The organism is Mangrovitalea sediminis, from assembly GCF_002514725.1.
Taxonomy (GTDB): Bacteria; Pseudomonadota; Gammaproteobacteria; order Pseudomonadales; family Oleiphilaceae; genus Mangrovitalea; species Mangrovitalea sediminis.
In genome coordinates this window covers 21,708-38,003 of the sequence record NZ_NTLB01000005.1, presented here as the reverse complement: position 1 = coordinate 38,003, position 16,296 = coordinate 21,708, and the positions used below count along the sequence as shown (strand labels likewise).

At 57.3% G+C, this 16,296-nt stretch carries 15 protein-coding genes; 6 read left to right on the top strand and 9 right to left on the bottom strand.

Annotated elements, in window-relative coordinates; all coding sequences use genetic code 11:
- Nucleotides 1-25 precede the first annotated feature (25 nt).
- The 6 genes from nuoM (at nt 26) to CLR77_RS12735 (ending at nt 6,618) form a co-directional block, all read left to right on the top strand.
- The gene (nuoM, locus tag CLR77_RS12760; RefSeq protein ID WP_097461061.1) at nt 26-1,561 is read left to right on the top strand and encodes an NADH-quinone oxidoreductase subunit M; all 1,536 of its coding nucleotides are present in this window, start codon (nt 26-28) and stop codon (nt 1,559-1,561) included.
- A 7-nt stretch (nt 1,562-1,568) separates the two neighbouring features.
- Nucleotides 1,569-3,032, top strand: a complete 1,464-nt coding sequence (gene nuoN / locus CLR77_RS12755) for an NADH-quinone oxidoreductase subunit NuoN (RefSeq protein ID WP_097461060.1) — start codon at nt 1,569-1,571, stop codon at nt 3,030-3,032.
- Between the two features lie 126 nt (nt 3,033-3,158).
- Nucleotides 3,159-4,178 (top strand): tRNA dihydrouridine(20/20a) synthase DusA, encoded by a 1,020-nt coding sequence (gene dusA, locus CLR77_RS12750; protein ID WP_097461059.1) that lies wholly within the window; start codon nt 3,159-3,161, stop codon nt 4,176-4,178.
- Between the two features lie 142 nt (nt 4,179-4,320).
- Nucleotides 4,321-5,286, top strand: a complete 966-nt coding sequence (gene tal / locus CLR77_RS12745) for a transaldolase (protein WP_097461058.1) — start codon at nt 4,321-4,323, stop codon at nt 5,284-5,286.
- Nucleotides 5,287-5,307: 21 nt separating this feature from the next.
- A complete protein-coding gene (locus CLR77_RS12740; protein ID WP_097461057.1) occupies nt 5,308-5,778 on the top strand; it encodes a tellurite resistance TerB family protein in 471 nt (156 codons plus the stop codon).
- Between the two features lie 48 nt (nt 5,779-5,826).
- Complete coding sequence (locus CLR77_RS12735; protein WP_097461056.1) at nt 5,827-6,618, top strand: glycerophosphodiester phosphodiesterase; 792 nt, start codon at nt 5,827-5,829, stop codon at nt 6,616-6,618.
- Between the two features lie 24 nt (nt 6,619-6,642).
- Here CLR77_RS12735 and sthA read toward each other — a convergent pair whose 3' ends face one another.
- The 9 genes from sthA to CLR77_RS12690 form a co-directional block, all read right to left on the bottom strand.
- Nucleotides 6,643-8,037 (bottom strand): Si-specific NAD(P)(+) transhydrogenase, encoded by a 1,395-nt coding sequence (sthA, locus tag CLR77_RS12730; protein WP_097461055.1) that lies wholly within the window; start codon nt 8,035-8,037, stop codon nt 6,643-6,645.
- Between the two features lie 94 nt (nt 8,038-8,131).
- Nucleotides 8,132-8,377, bottom strand: a complete 246-nt coding sequence (nqrM, locus tag CLR77_RS12725) for a (Na+)-NQR maturation NqrM (RefSeq protein ID WP_097461054.1) — start codon at nt 8,375-8,377, stop codon at nt 8,132-8,134.
- Nucleotides 8,378-8,536: 159 nt separating this feature from the next.
- Nucleotides 8,537-9,763, bottom strand: a complete 1,227-nt coding sequence (gene nqrF / locus CLR77_RS12720; RefSeq protein ID WP_097461053.1) for an NADH:ubiquinone reductase (Na(+)-transporting) subunit F — start codon at nt 9,761-9,763, stop codon at nt 8,537-8,539.
- Between the two features lie 29 nt (nt 9,764-9,792).
- Complete coding sequence (nqrE, locus tag CLR77_RS12715) at nt 9,793-10,404, bottom strand: NADH:ubiquinone reductase (Na(+)-transporting) subunit E (RefSeq protein ID WP_097461052.1); 612 nt, start codon at nt 10,402-10,404, stop codon at nt 9,793-9,795.
- The gene (locus tag CLR77_RS12710; RefSeq protein ID WP_097461051.1) at nt 10,404-11,069 is read right to left on the bottom strand and encodes an NADH:ubiquinone reductase (Na(+)-transporting) subunit D; all 666 of its coding nucleotides are present in this window, start codon (nt 11,067-11,069) and stop codon (nt 10,404-10,406) included. The genes nqrE and CLR77_RS12710 overlap by 1 nt, the downstream gene beginning before the upstream one ends.
- A 1-nt stretch (nt 11,070) precedes the next feature.
- Entirely contained in the window at nt 11,071-11,874 is an 804-nt protein-coding gene (locus CLR77_RS12705; RefSeq protein ID WP_097461050.1) for a Na(+)-translocating NADH-quinone reductase subunit C, read from the bottom strand.
- Nucleotides 11,867-13,066 carry an NADH:ubiquinone reductase (Na(+)-transporting) subunit B gene (locus CLR77_RS12700; protein ID WP_097461049.1) on the bottom strand — a complete coding sequence of 400 codons (1,200 nt, stop codon included), beginning with the start codon at nt 13,064-13,066 and terminating at the stop codon, nt 11,867-11,869. Before CLR77_RS12700 ends, CLR77_RS12705 begins: the two co-directional genes overlap by 8 nt.
- 2 nt (nt 13,067-13,068) lie before the next feature.
- Nucleotides 13,069-14,415 carry a Na(+)-translocating NADH-quinone reductase subunit A gene (locus CLR77_RS12695; protein WP_097461048.1) on the bottom strand — a complete coding sequence of 449 codons (1,347 nt, stop codon included), beginning with the start codon at nt 14,413-14,415 and terminating at the stop codon, nt 13,069-13,071.
- 414 nt (nt 14,416-14,829) lie between these two features.
- Complete coding sequence (locus tag CLR77_RS12690; RefSeq protein WP_198962783.1) at nt 14,830-16,278, bottom strand: glyceraldehyde-3-phosphate dehydrogenase; 1,449 nt, start codon at nt 16,276-16,278, stop codon at nt 14,830-14,832.
- Nucleotides 16,279-16,296: the final 18 nt, after the last annotated feature.

Below are 16,296 nucleotides of genomic sequence, written 5' to 3'. Positions count from 1 at the left end.
CACAGTTGAAGAGATACGGATCGACATGATTCTGCCCTGGCTCATTCTGATACCTTTCATCGGCGGACTCCTGTGCTGGCAAGGGGAGCGCTTCGGACTTGGCGTTCCCCGCTGGGTGGCGTTGTTCACCATGGCACTGGTTTTCGTCCTGTCACTCATTCTCTGGTCGCAGGGCGACTATAGCCTTGCAACACTGACCCAGCACGGTGCGGCCCATTGGCAAAGCGAGTTCCAGGTTCCCTGGATCAGCCGTTTTGGCATCAGCTTTCACCTCGGACTCGACGGTCTTTCACTCCTGATGGTGATGCTGACCGGCCTGCTGGGCGTGATGGCCGTTATCTGTTCCTGGAAGGAAATTTCCGACCATATTGGTTTCTTCCACCTGAACCTGCTGTGGAGTCTGGGCGGTGTCATCGGCGTCTTCCTCGCCCTCGACATGTTCCTGTTCTTCACTTTCTGGGAACTGATGCTGGTTCCGACCTACTTCCTGATCGCGCTCTGGGGCCACAACCCGCCGACTGGCAAGGGTCGTATCCACGCCGCGATGAAGTTCATCATCTATACCCAGACCAGCGGTCTGATACTGTTGCTGGCAATCCTTGGCCTGGTGTTCGTGCACTTCCAGGGTACCGGTCAGCTCAGCTTCGATTACGGCGACCTGTTGGGTACCAAGATGAGCCCGCATGTCGAATATATGCTGATGCTCGGCTTCTTCATTGCCTTTGCGGTCAAGCTGCCGGTGGTGCCGTTCCATTCATGGCTGCCAGACGCCCACTCGCTGGCGCCAACCGCGGGTAGCGTCGACCTTGCGGGCCTGTTGCTGAAGACTGCGGGTTATGGCCTGCTGCGGTTCTCCCTGCCCTTCTTTCCGCACGCGTCCCATGAGTTCGCACCGATAGCCATGTGGCTCGGGGTCATCAGTATCTTCTATGGGGCGATCCTGGCGTTCGCGCAAACCGACATCAAGCGCCTGATTGCCTATACCAGTATTTCCCACATGGGCTTTGTGCTGATCGCCATTTATGCGGGAACCCATATCGCCCTGCAAGGTGCGGTACTGCAGATGGTTGCACACGGCATTTCCGCCGGCGCCCTGTTCATTCTCAGCGGCGAAATCTACGAGCGGCTTAAAACACGGGATATGCGGCAGATGAGTGGCCTCTGGTCACGCTTTTCCTATCTGCCACCGCTATCCATGTTCTTTGCGGTCGCCTCACTGGGTCTGCCGGGCATGGGTAACTTCGTTGGCGAATTCCTGATTCTTCTGGGTAGCTTCCCAGTAGCCCCCGTCGTGACCGTTGTTGCCGCGGGCGGTTTGATCATGGCGGCAGTCTATGGGCTCATCCTGATTCAAAGAGCCCTGCATGGTCCGGCCCATTCGCCCGAAAAACTGAAAGACCTGAACATGCGCGAAATCGCCATGATGCTGAGTCTGGTTGCGATACTGCTCTATCTGGGCTTGTATCCACAATCGGTTCTCGACACATCCTCTGGCGCCATGGCTGGAGTCCAGCACTGGTATTCGACCGCCCTCTCCGCCCCCCAGAACATCGCACAGTAGGATCGCCATGACATTGAACGAACAACAATTCATCGCGCTGCTGCCGATACTGATCACCGGCGCGACTACAGTGGTGGTCATGCTGGCCATCGCCTTTGCCCGTAATCACTGGTGGAACGCCACGCTGACGGTTGCCGGCCTGAACCTGGCGCTGGCATCCATCATACTGGCCGCTCGTGTCGCGCCGCAGACCGTCACACCGCTGTTGGTGATCGATGGCTACTCATGCTTCTACATGGCGTTGATTCTTGTCATCACCTTGGCCTGTGCCACCCTGGCCCATGCCTATATGGAAGATTTTGCGGGTAACCGGGAGGAGATCTACCTCCTTCTCACCCTGGCCGCATCAGGCGCCATGGTGCTCGTCAGCAGCCGCCATATGGCATCGCTGTTCATCGGCCTCGAGCTCCTTTCCGTGCCTATTTACGGTATGGTGGCCTACACCTTCCGCAACCACCGCTCCCTGGAAGGCGGCATCAAGTACATGGTGCTCTCCGCAGCTGCGTCCGCCTTCCTGTTGTTTGGTATGGCACTGCTGTATGCCCATAGCGGCACCCTGTCCTTCAAGGGTCTGAGCGGTCAGTTCCACATGGCCGGCCTGCACAGCCCGCTGCTTGTGGTAGGCGCGCTGATGATACTCATCGGCCTCGGCTTCAAACTGTCCTTTGCGCCCTTCCATATGTGGACGCCTGATGTTTACGAGGGTGCCCCGGCTCCGGTTGGCGCCTTCCTGGCGACAGCCAGCAAGACCGCTGTCCTGGCTGTGCTGGTGCGTTTCCTGCTGGAAGCTTCCGCCGAAAATGAGCTGGCGATGCGTGAAGCCATGGGCGTCATTGCCTTCCTCTCCATCCTGGTCGGCAACTTCCTCGCACTGACACAGACCAATATCAAGCGTCTGCTGGGCTATTCGTCCATTGCCCACCTGGGCTATGTGCTGGTTGCCGTCGTGGCCGCCAACCACCTGGAAAGTGAAGCGGTTGCGATGTATCTGGTCACCTATATCGCTACCACTTTGGGTGCCTTTGGCGTTGTCGCATTGATGTCCGATGCCGGACGCTTGCATGATGCCGACGCGATCTTCAATTACCGCGGACTGTTCTGGCGTCGCCCTTACCTGACGGCGGTGCTGACGGTGATGATGCTGTCGCTTGCCGGTATCCCGCTGACGGCGGGTTTCATCGGGAAATTCTATGTCATAGCCGCAGGTGTCGACGCCAAACTCTGGTGGCTCCTGGGAGCACTGGTGGTGGGTAGCGGCGTAGGCCTTTACTATTACCTGCGCGTCGTCGTCGCCCTGTACCTGCCAGAACCCGGCATGGTGCAACACGATGCCCGTCTCGACTGGGGTCAGCGCGCCGGCGGCATTATGGTCCTGGCCCTGGCAGCTGTCGTGCTGATCGTGGGTATTTTCCCGCAGCCGATCATCGACCTGATTCGTGACGCCGGCATCACGGCACTGCACCTTTCCTGACGCTTGTCACTGGGCTGGTCACCATGGCCGGCCCAGTATCTCTCCCCTTTCCCATCGTTCGACATTTGGCCAGCACCAACGTCATCGCTATAATGCCGCTCTCTATCGAGAGAATACTGAAGCTACATGACCGAAACCCAGCCGTTGCGTCGTCTTGATCGCTGTTTTTCCATCGCGCCCATGATGGACTGGACAACCATGCACTACCGCTACCTGGCGCGCCTCTTGTCGCGTCAGTGTCTCCTCTATACCGAAATGGTAACCACGGGCGCGCTGCTGCATGGTGATCGCGAACGCTTTCTGGCTCACGATGCCATAGAACATCCGGTGGCACTGCAGTTGGGCGGAAGTGACCCGAAGGAGTTAGCTGCTTGCGCCCGATTTGGTGAAGCCGCCGGCTTCGACGAAATTAACCTGAACGTCGGCTGCCCAAGCGATCGCGTGCAAAACAATGCCATTGGCGCCTGTCTCATGGCAGAGCCTCGCAAGGTTGCCGACGCGGTTGCCGCCATGCAGGATGCCACCCACGTACCCATCACCGTGAAACACCGGCTGGGCATCAACGGGCGCGAGTCCTATGCCGAACTTTGCGAATTCGTGGATACCGTCGCCGCCACGGGATGCCGAACCTTTATCGTGCATGCGCGCATCGCCATACTGGAAGGCCTCAGCCCCAAGGAAAACCGAGAGATCCCGCCGTTAAAATACGATTGGGTCCATCAACTCAAGCGGGAATTTCCCTCACTGGAAATCATCATCAACGGTGGCTTCAAGAGCCTCGACGCATGCCGAGAACAGCTCGATGTGTTGGACGGAGTCATGGTCGGCCGCGAGGCTTACCAGAATCCCTGGTTGCTGGCTGGGGTCGATCCGTTGCTGTATGGGGAAGCTGCCCCGTTCACCAGCCGCCACGATGCACTCCGAGCCATGTTACCGTTCATCGAAGCGGAACTTTCCCGAGGCGTGGCGCTCAACCATATCACCCGGCATTTACTCGGCCTGTTTCATGGATGCGCGGGGGGACGCCGCTTCCGCCGTCATCTCAGTGAACAGGCGCACAAGCCCGGCGCGGACCTGAAGGTGCTATTGGACGCTATGGCCCTGGTACCAGAAGACGCCGAGGCATCAGCAGCTGAGACAGCCTGATCCAAGGTCCAGCAGCCCCTGGTATACGTCACAATACAGACCCTCGCCGTCTTGTGGACGTCATCGTCGCCCGTTATGTTAGAACCTGGGATATAAGAATGGCTCTCCGAGCCTGAGCACAATGCATTATCGGGAACAGCAGATGACGTCGAAACTCGATCAACTTTCACAGATGACCACCGTGGTCGCCGATACCGGCGATATTGAAGCCATTCGCCAATGGCGCCCGCAGGATGCAACGACCAACCCATCTCTGCTACTTAAGGCTGCGGCTCAGGAGGCCTATCGCCCTATCCTTGAGCAATCCATTCTCTGGGCACAACAGCAAGGCGGCAGCGCCCAGGAAATGCTGGCGCATGCGACAGATCGCTTGGCCGTTCTGATCGGCCAGCAGATCCTTGGCCTGATTCCCGGTGTGGTTTCCACTGAAGTGGATTCCCGACTCTCCTTCGACACGCAGGCGACCATCAGCCGCGCCCACAAGCTGATTCATCTGTATGAGGATGTGGGCATCGACCCGTCTCGCGTCCTCATCAAGATTGCCTCAACCTGGGAGGGCATTCGTGCAGCCGAAGTATTGGAGCGACAAGGTATACGCTGCAACCTGACGCTATTGTTCTCCTTTACCCAGGCCGCAGCCTGCGCCGACGCTGGCGCCTTTCTCGTGTCTCCCTTCGTTGGCCGGATTCTCGACTGGCATTTAGCCAACAGCGGCCGCCAGGAGTTTGCTCCAGATGAAGATCCCGGTGTACTGTCCGTCACGAGAATCTATAATTACTTCAAGCAACATCAGTATCCAACCGTGGTCATGGGCGCCAGTTTCCGCAACGCCGGTGAAATCGAAATGCTCTCCGGCTGCGACCGACTAACGATCAGCCCCGCCCTATTGCAAACGCTATCGGAAGATCAGGGCCCGTTAGCGCGCCGCTTGTCACCCGACCACGCACATTCAGACGACGCACGGCTACAGCTCGACGAGCCCGGCTTCCGCTGGGGGCTGAACGAAGACGCCATGGCCACCGAAAAACTGGCTGACGGCATAAGGCGTTTTACCGCAGACCAGATAACGCTGGAACAGCAGATTCGTCAGTTTGCACAGGCCGCATAATCGCTTTTCGGCAGACCTCATATGATCGAAAGACTGAAAGACTTTTTCCAGTTAGCGCTTACCGGCGAGCCGGGCGGGCGCAGCCGCCGCTCGCCGGAGGAACAACTGGCACTGGCGGCGACCGCCCTGATGATTCAGCTGGCAAGGGTCGATAACGAAGAAGACCCCCGAGAGATTGCGGCCATCATGCGTAGCGCGAAAGAGATTCATGGTCTCTCCGAAGAGGATAGCGCCGAGCTGTTACAGGTTGCTCATGCCGAGGCGGACAAAGCGACGTCACTTTACGAGTTCACCGGCTACCTTAACGACCATCTTGATCATGATCAGAAGCAGGCCCTGCTGACCGATATCTGGAGTGTCGCCTTAGCCGATGAGCACGTGGATAAATACGAAGAACACCTGATCCGCCGTATCGCGGACCTGTTTCACCTCAACCATCGCGAATATATCGAATGCCGCCTGCGGGCCGAAACCCGGCAAGCGGCGCGCTAGAACGCAAGAACCAACATCTGCCAAAGGGACGTTACAGGATTTCATCGCATGATCATTTATGGCCATAGAGGCGCCAAGGGCGAGGCCCCGGAGAATACCCTGGCAGGATTCGTCCATGCTTATCGGCATGGCATCCGCTGTTTTGAAATGGACTTGCAACTGTCGAAGGATGGCGAGCCGGTCGTGATACACGACCTCACGGTCGACCGTACCACCCGCCAAAGTGGAAAAGTCTCCGCCTATACGACAAAGCAGCTGGCCGTCATGGACGCCCGCCACGACACGGCACCGTGGCCCAATCAAACCGGCATCCCCCGTCTCGCAGACATGCTTGAGGCCTGTCCGGACTTTCATCACCTACAGCTGGAGGTGAAAGCCGATGGACGGCAAAGGCTCAATGTACTCTGCAATCGCCTGGTGGAGTTGATCCAACGGCACCATTGGTTCGAACGGGTGACCATCACCTCATCCGACACCTGGTTCCTGCAGGAGGTCAAACGACGGGATCGCCATATCAGCATTGGCCTCGTCGCCGAAAAGCGCTTTCCGAATGCCGTAACCCTCGCTTCCCGCCTCAACTGCGACTATCTCTGCCTCAGTTGGAAGCTCTGCACGGCGCCACTGGTTTCAGCCGCACGTACGCGGGGGATGCACGTCTCGGTGTGGACCGTAAACCGCATCCACGACATGCTGCAGTTGGAGGAGAAGGGTGTCGATAGCATCATTACCGACTTCCCCACCAGCACCCAGATCTATTTTGATAACCGCCTGAAGGTCGCCGGTGCTCCGCTTAACCGTATCAGCACCGGCCAATTCGACCCGGAAGCGAGTGGCGCCTGAAACACCGGCGCCACAACCTCTCTCTCAGAATATCCGATTCAGGCCATTGAGGGCCGCGACGCGGTAGGCTTCGGCCATCGTCGGGTAGTTGAAGGTCGTATTGATGAAGTAATTCAGCGTATTCGCCTCACCCGGCTGCTTCATGATGGCCTGGCCGATGTGAACGATTTCCGCCGCCTGGTCACCAAAACAATGAATACCCAGAATGGCGCGGGTTTCCCGGTGGAACAGAATCTTCAGCATACCGACGGCCTCGCCGGTAATCTGCGCACGGGCCAGGTGTTTGAAGAACGCCTGGCCCACATCATAGGGAATCCGCGCTTCGGTCAGTTCGCGCTCGGTACGTCCGACCGAACTGATTTCCGGAATGGTATAGATACCCGTCGGTACGTCATCGACGAAATGACAGGCAACTTCCTCGATTTCGTCAGATAGCGTCGCCCTGCCCTGGTCATAGGCAGCACTGGCCAGACTCGGCCAGCCAATGACGTCGCCCGCGGCATAGATATGCTCGAGCGAGGTCCGGTAGTGCTGGTCGACACTGAGTTGTCCCCGGGAGTTCGTCTCCAGCCCAATGTTCTCCAGGCCCAGCTTATCCGTATTACCGGTACGCCCGTTACACCACAGGAACGCATCGGCACGGATGCGTTTACCGGATTTCAGCGTCAGCACCACCCCGTGGTCGTCACCTTCGACTTTCTCATACTGCTCGTTATGACGGACCAGGACCCCGTTGTTACGCAGGTGATAGCTAAGGGCATCGGAAATCTCATCATCCAGGAAGGACAGCAGACGACTCCCCGGGTTGATCAGGTCGACCTTGACGCCCAGGCCGGAGAAGATCGAGGCATACTCGCTACCGATAACACCCGCCCCGTATATGATGAGCGTCCGGGGCGTATGGGACAGACGCAGGATCGTGTCGCTGCTATAAATCCGGCGATGGCGGAAATTGACGTCTTCCGGTGTATAAGGCCGCGATCCGGTTGCGATAACGACGCTACGTGCATGCAGAATTTCGTTTGCATGCTTTCCGCCACGAATTTCGATGCGGTTCTCGTCAAGGAAATAGGCTTGACCATTGAACAGGTCGATGCGGTTACGCGCGTAGAACTGAGTGCGCAGTTTGACCTGCTTGTTGATAACGCGCTCTGCGCTTTTCAGTACCCGGGGAAATGAAAACAGCCGTGGCTCGCCAATATCGCGGAACATGCTGTTGGTATTGAAGGTGATGATCTGTTTGACTGCGTGGCGCAACGCCTTGGAAGGGATGGTGCCCATGTGGGTGCAGTTGCCACCCACCATATCCTTATCCTCAATAACGGCAACACGCTTGCCGTGTTTTGCGGCATTCATCGCCGCACCCTCACCGGCCGGACCGGCCCCGATCACAACAACGTCGTAGTGGTATTCCGCCATGAGGACTCCATTACCGAAGGACAATAGGACACGGCCGATGTACAACGACGCCCACCGGGGACGTCCGTCATCGGCACGCTAAGAAAAAACACTATTACTCCTGCCCGGCTCCCGTCTGCTTCGTTGCGTCGTAAGCCAGATCACTCGGGGAAGCCGCACGGGCATTAACTTCTTCGCACTTGCTGCGATTGCCGCCGCAAATCTCGCACGCCGTGTCGATACCCAGGGCGCTCATGCCGCCGCAGGAGCCCTTGAGCGGCTTGCGGCCAAACATGACACCAATCGACATGGCTGCGATCATGACGCAAAAGACCAGGAAAACCAGAATAAAGGTACTCATCGGTATCCTCCTGTCATCACCGCGTCTGGGACTGCATACAGTCTCCCCGGATTCTCCGATAGACGCAATTCGACATTGATAGGAGACTAAGGAACAAATTCAAGCAATTAGGATGTCCAAACGTACGCGGGGCAACCCTTCGGTCACCCCGCGTCAACATCAGCTGCCGAAATCATCCAGCAGGATATTGTCCTCTTCCACGCCCAGATCCTTGAGCATCCTGATCACGGCGGCGTTCATCACGGGGGGTCCACACATGTAGAACTCGCAGTCCTCTGGAGACGGATGATCCTTCAGGTAGTTCTCATACAGTACGTTATGAATAAAGCCGGTATAGCCCGTCCAGTTATCATCGGGTAACGGATCCGACAACGCCACATGCCATTCGAAATTCTCGTTTTCGGCGGCCAGGGCATCGAAATCCTCTACGTAGAACATCTCACGACGGCTACGCGCTCCGTACCAGAAGCTGATCTTGCGATTGGAATGCAGTCGGCGCAACTGGTCGAATAGATGCGCCCGCATCGGTGCCATCCCGGCGCCGCCACCGATAAAGATCATCTCGGCGTCGGTCTTCTTGGCGAAGAATTCGCCGAAGGGGCCATAAACGGTAACCTTGTCACCCGGCTTCAGGCTGAAGACCCAGGAAGACATCTGACCTGGGGGTACATCGGTACCCGGCGGTGGTGTTGCAATCCGGATATTGAACTTGAGCACGCCCTTTTCGTCCGGATAGTTCGCCATCGAATAGGCCCGGATCACAGGCTCACGGACAACTGACCTGAACCGCCATAGATTGTGCTTATCCCAATCCTCCCGGAAACGCTCCTCGACCTCAAAATCGGTAAAGCTGACGTCGTGGGTCGGTGCCTCCAGCTGCACATAGCCACCGGCCCGGAAATTCACTTCCTCGCCGGCCGGCAGTTCCAGCACCAGCTCCTTGATAAAGGTAGCAACGTTATGGTTGGACTGGACGGTACACTCCCATTTCTTGACGCCGAAGAATTCCTCCGGCACCTCGATCTTCATGTCTTGCTTGACGGGTACCTGGCAAGCCAGACGCCACCCCTCCCGCTCCTCACGATTGGTGAAGTGCGCCTTTTCCGTCGGCAGCATACTCCCGCCGCCTTCAACAACCTTGCACTTACACTGGGCACAGCTGCCGCCGCCACCACAGGCTGAGGACAGGAAAATGCCGTTTGACGCCAGTGTCTGCAGCAATTTGCCGCCACCCGCCGCCTTCACCCGATGATCGGGATCGTCATTGATGTCGATCACTATGTCGCCGGTGCTCACCAGCCGCGACCGAGCCGCCAGGATGACGGCCACCAGCGACAGTACAATGACCGTGAACATGACGACGCCGAGAATAATCTGAATACCCATCGTTACGCCTCAGAAATCTGTCCGCCGGATTACAGCGAAATGCCGGAAAAGGACATGAAACCGAGCGACATCAGTCCCACGGTGATAAAGGTAATGCCCAGGCCCTGCAGGCCTTCCGGAACATCACTGTACTTGAGCTTTTCACGAATTCCGGCCAATGCCAGAATCGCCAAGGCCCAGCCAGCGCCGGCACCGAAACCGTAGACCACACTTTCGCCGAAGGTGTAATCCCGCTCCACCATGAACAGCGATGCCCCCATGATGGCGCAGTTAACTGTAATCAATGGTAGAAAGACGCCCAGCGCGTTGTAGAGCGCCGGCACATACTTATCCAGCACCATTTCCATGATCTGTACGATCGCGGCGATAACCCCGATGTAGGTAATCAGACCAAGGAAACTGAGATCGACGTTCGGCAGTCCGGCCCAGGCCAAAGCGCCTTCACGGAGCAAGCCGTTATAGATCAGGTTGTTGACCGGCACGGTCAGCGTCTGGACCACAACTACAGCGATACCCAGGCCAATAGCCGCCTCCATCTTCTTGGAGATGGCCAGGAAGGTACACATGCCCAGGAAGAACGCCAGCGCCATGTTCTCGACAAAGATCGCCTTAACCGCAAGGCTGAGATAATGCTCGAACATCAGAAGGCCTCCTTCACTTTGTGTGCTGCCAGCTTGAACTCACCAGCCTCTTTCTGTTCTTTCTTCCAACTGCGCAGCGCCCAAATCAGCAGGCCGATCAGGAAGAAGGCGCTCGGCGGCAGCAACAACAGGCCGTTAGGCACATACCATCCACCATTCTTCACCAGCGGCAGAATGGTATATCCCAGCAACTTACCGGAGCCGAAGAGTTCGCGGATAATGGCCAGGCAGATCAGCATGGCGCTATAGCCCATGCCGTTACCGATACCGTCGAGAAAACTCAGAATTGGCCCGTTTTTCATGGCGAAGGCCTCGGCCCGCCCCATAACGATACAGTTGGTGATGATCAGGCCGACGAAGACGGAAAGCTGCTTGCTGATTTCGTAGGCATAGGCGCGCAGTACCTGATCCACCACGATAACCATGGAGGCGATGATGGTCATCTGGGCAATGATCCGGATGCTGCTGGGGATCTGCTTTCGGATCAGGGAAACGGCAAAGCTGGAGCACGCCGTAACCAGTGTGACGGAAATCGCCATAACCAGCGTGACACTCAGCTGGCTCGTCACCGCCAGCGCTGAACAGATACCGAGGATCTGCAACGCGATCGGGTTGTTGTTGAGAATCGGCTCCAGCAGAACCTGTCTGGCTGTCACTTCCGACATATCACACCTCCCCTGCACGCAGTTTCTTGAGATAGGGTGCGAAACCTTCCTTGCCCAGCCAGAACTGCAGGAGGTTGGTGACCCCCCGGCTGGTCAGGGTCGCACCCGACAAGGCGTCGACTTCATGATCCACCTGGGGCGAGGCGGGGTCTACGCCACCCTTGACCAGATGAATCAACGGGTCCTCGACATTGTCGCCGTAGATCTTCTTGCCCGGCCAGAGGGCTTTCCACTTGGGATTATCCACCTCGCCCCCCAGTCCCGGCGTTTCCGCCTGCTGGTAAAAGCCCAGGCCGGCAACGGTGTTGGCATCGCCCTTAAGGGCGATAAAGCCCCACAGGGTCGACCAAAGGCCGTAGCCATGGATCGGCAGTATGACACGCTTCAGCTTACCGTCTTCGTGCAGGATATAAACCTTGGCGATGTTTGCCTCGCGCTTGATACTGGCAATGTCCTCGGTTCCACTCAATGCGCGGGACAAGGCAGGGTCCTTCGCGGCTTTGCGTTGATCGAACGCTGCCGCATCCTTGAGCCCCAGGGATTTGGGATCCACATAGTCGCCGGTATCGAGTCGTACCAGTTTCACCTGAAAGCGGGCGAAGTCCTTTTCGATCTCGTCAGCGCTCTCACCCGGCTTCAACATACCCGCCGTACGCAGGACACTGGTGCGGATATCGAGCTTCTGGTTCTTGACCTGGAGCGGTTTGAGCAGAACAGCGGCTGCCGACACCACTACCGAACAGACGATACACAGTGCCAACGCGACGATGACGGTGCGTTTGACGCTCTCATGTTGTTCAGACACGTGCGAGCCTCCGTTTGATATTGGCCTGGACCACAATGTGGTCGATAAAGGGCGCAAAGAGGTTGGCAAACAGAATCGCCAGCATCATGCCTTCCGGATAAGCCGGATTCACGACCCGGATCAGAACGACCATCACACCGACAAGTATCCCGAACACCCACTTTCCTGTGTCGGTCATCGCTGCAGAAACAGGATCGGTCGCCATAAACATCATGCCGAAGGCGAAACCACCCAGCACCAGATGCCAATAAGCCGGCACGGCAAACATCGGGTTGGTGTCGGAGCCGATCAGGTTGAAGGTCAACGACATCGCAATCATGCCCAGCAGCACGCCACCGACAATTCGGTAGGAGGCAATGCGCATGATCAGCAACACAGCGCCACCGATAAGGATCGCCAATGTCGACGTTTCACCGACACTGCCTTGCATGAAGCCGAGGAACGCGTCCATCCAGGTCAGATGCCCCTGCAACGCCTGCATACCGCCACTCGCAGCCACACTCAGCGGAGTCGCGCCACTGAAACCGTCCACAGCCGTCCAAACCGCATCGCCAGACATATAGGCCGGGTAGGCGAAAAACAGGAAGGCACGTCCGGCCAATGCCGGGTTGAGGAAGTTCTTGCCGGTACCGCCAAAGACTTCCTTACCCATCACCACACCGAAACTGATGCCCAAAGCCACCTGCCACAACGGAATCGTCGGCGGCAGGATCAAGGCAAACAGGATAGAGGTGACGAAGAATCCTTCGTTGATCTCGTGGCGGCGGACAGTCGCAAACAGCACTTCCCAGAAACCACCCACAATAAAGGTGACGACGTAGATCGGTACGAAGTAAACCGCGCCATAGACGAAGTTATCCCAGATGCTCGCAGGATCATGCCCCACCAGCGCAGAGATAAGCCGCTGATGCCAATCGAGCATCGCAGGCGCATGTCCCTCCGCCAGGAAGCTGTTGGCTTGCAGGCCGACGTTGTACATCCCGAAAAACATGGCGGGGAAAACACACAGCCAAACGGTAATCATGATCCGTTTCAGATCGATACCGTCACGCACATGCGCAGTGGTCCCGGTCACTTTGCCGGGAGAGTAGAAAATGGTATCCACCGCTTCGTAGAGCGCGAACCATTTCTCGAAGCGTCCCCCTTTCACGAAATGGGGTTCGATCCGGTCAAGGAATTTGCGTAGCGCCATGATCAGCCCTCTATCTCGATACGGGTCAGGTTGTCACGCAAGATCGGACCGTATTCATACTTGCCCGGGCAGACGAAGGTACAGAGCGCCAGATCCTCTTCATCCAACTCCAACGCCCCCAGTTTCTGCGCCGTTTCGGTATCGCCCACGATCAGCGAACGCAACAGTTGGGTCGGCAGGATGTCGAGGGGCATGACACGCTCGTAGGTTCCCACCGGCACCATGGCACGCTCACTGCCATTGGTGGAAGTGGTGAAATTGAACAGACGTCCAGACATCAGTTTGGAAAGGTAGATATTCAACACGGAAAAGCGTTGTGTACCCGGCGACAGCCAGCCCATAAAATCCCGGTGCGTCCCTTCTTCCAACAGGCTGACCTGGTTGGCATAGCGACCGAGATAGGCACAAGAGTCGCGTCCGGTTCGACCGCCAAAAACGGAACCCGAGATCGCACGGACATCTGCGCCTTCTTCCGCTTCACCCTGCAGCAGCTCGTTGAAACTGGCACCCAAACGGGTCTTCACCAGGCGCGGCTTGCGGGCCTTGGGGCCCCCGATCGCCACGATTCGCTCGACGGGAAGCTCGCCAGTCACAAAAAGTTTGCCGACGGCCATGACATCCTGATAACCAATATGCCAGACCGTTTTTGTCGCACTGACAGGATCCAGGAAATGGATATGGGTCCCGACATTACCCGCGGGATGCGGGCCCGCTACCGACACCTGCTCGACGGAATCGTCGTTCGGCAGCGGCAGAGTTGCATCCGGAGCCGCACAGACGAAGACCTTCCCCTGAGTCAGCTTACGAATGACCTGAAGCCCTCGCTTGAAGGCCTCGCTGTCGGTGTTGACGACCACAATCGGGTCAGCAGCCAGGGGCTGGGTATCGATAACCGGCACGAAGATCGAGTGCGGCACACTGTCAATGGCCGGCACCTTGCTGAAAGGACGGGTGCGAAACGCGGTCCAAAGCCCCGATTCGACAAGATTATCCACGACCTGCTGGCGCTGGAGATTGGCAATATCAGAGTCGCTGTACTGTGCGAAACGTTCAGCCTCGTCATCATTCACCTCGATAACGAGCGACTGAAATACACGGCGCTCACCACGAAGAATAGCCTTGACCGTTCCCGCCGCCGGCGACGTGAAGCGCACGCCCTCGTTCTTCTTGTCCGTGAACAGCAACGATCCGCGCTTGACGCGATCCCCTTCCTGAACCGCCATGGTTGGCTTCAGGCCGTTGTAATCAAAACCAACCAAAGCGACATGGCGAACAGGATTGGCCGGGGTGATCGTTTGCTCTGGGGCACCACGAATGGGAAGATCCAGGCCTTTCTTGATCTTTATCATCAGCCCTAACCACATTTTGAAAGCGAAAAATGAATCGTCGACGCTGGATCAACGGCTTCGGCGGACCTAAGGGGGTCTTGCGGACGCAGGTCAGCCCTTTAGCGCGACGCATGCTCAACAAAAGCACCGGAATGCCTGTCGACGATCGGAAAAAGCGTTCCAATTATAGAGATCAAAGTCCCCTATTGCCAGACCGCAAAAGACCTGAAACCCCAGCAGTAACAAGGCAAAAGCTGACACAATCGGGAGTATTTCGAGTTCAGGCCGGCAACCGGACAGGCCCGGATTCCGCCTTGAAGATAGAGGGGATAGGCGCCACCGCCGGGGTTCCGCTGGCCATAGTCCGGGCAGAACAACCGACGATGAACACCCAAACCGACACGGCTGAGGTATCAACCGTGCCGGCGAGCGACCTTAGCGACCGCGCTTGGGAAAGATCGGATACGTCACACCGGCCATCTGATTGACGACACGGATGACCTGGGCGCTATAGCCGGCCTCGTTGTCGTACCAAACATACAGGACGGCGCGATTGCCATTAGCGATGGTTGCCTGGGCATCGACAACACCTGCGCGACGAGACCCGACGAAGTCCGTTGAAACCACTTCTGGCGAGTTCACAAAATCGATCTGACGCTGAAGCTCCGAATGCAGTGCCATCTCGCGCAGATATTCATTAATCTGCTCGCTGGTGACATCAGCCTTCAGGTTGAGGTTGAGGATTGCCAGGGAGACGTTCGGGGTCGGCACACGAATCGCATTGCCGGTGAGCTTGCCTTTCAGCTCCGGCAGGGCTTTGGCGACAGCCTTGGCAGCACCCGTCTCGGTAATAACCATGTTCAGGGGTGCGCTACGACCACGACGGGACCCCTTGTGGTAATTGTCGATCAGGTTCTGGTCATTGGTGTAGGAGTGCACCGTCTCGACGTGACCGTCGATAATACCGAACTCGTCGTTGATCGCCTTGAGAACGGGCGTAATCGCATTGGTGGTACAGGACGCTGCCGACAGGATGTGGTCATCGCTGGTGATACAGTCGTTATTGATCCCGTATACGATGTTCTTGATGTCGCCTTTACCCGGCGCCGTCAGCAGCACCCGGCAAACACCCTTGGACTTGAGGTGGAGGCCCAGGCCTTCCGCATCGCGCCATTTACCGGTGTTGTCGATCACGATGGCATTGTTGATGCCGTACTCGGTGTAATCCACCTTGTCCGGGCCATCGGAATAGATGACCTGGATAAAATTGCCGTTAACGATCAGCGCACTGCGCTCTTCGTCAATGGTGATGGTGCCATTGAAGGGGCCATGCACGGAGTCGCGACGCAGCAGGCTGGCGCGTTTCTCGAGATCGTTTTCGGCACCGCCGTTGCGCACCACAATGGCGCGCAGACGCAGGTTGTTGCCGCCCCCGGCCTTTTCGATCAGGATGCGTGTCAGCATGCGACCGATACGACCAAAACCGTACAGCACGATATCCTTGGTGTCTTCGACGCTGGCTTCTTCGTCGCCTTTGCCGACAACCTCCGCCACTTCCTCTCGCAGGAAGTCATTCAGGGATACGGTGTCCTTCACGGCCTGGTAACGGACCGCAAGCTTGCCGATATCGATATGGGCACGTCCCAGGTTGAGTTTGTCGAGCTCCTGCAAAATAGGCAGCGTATCCTTAACGGCCAGTTCATTCGCCTCGATCTGACGGACGAAGCGGTGAGCCCGAAGAATGCCGACGACAGACTGGTTAATGATCGCCTTGCCGTAGATGGACGTAACCACATTGTTCTTGCGATACAGGCGTCCAATCAGAGGAATCATGGCTTCTGCCATGGCTTCCCGGTCTTTCCAGTCGGCGAAATACTGGTTCATCTGCTCGTGACTCACGTT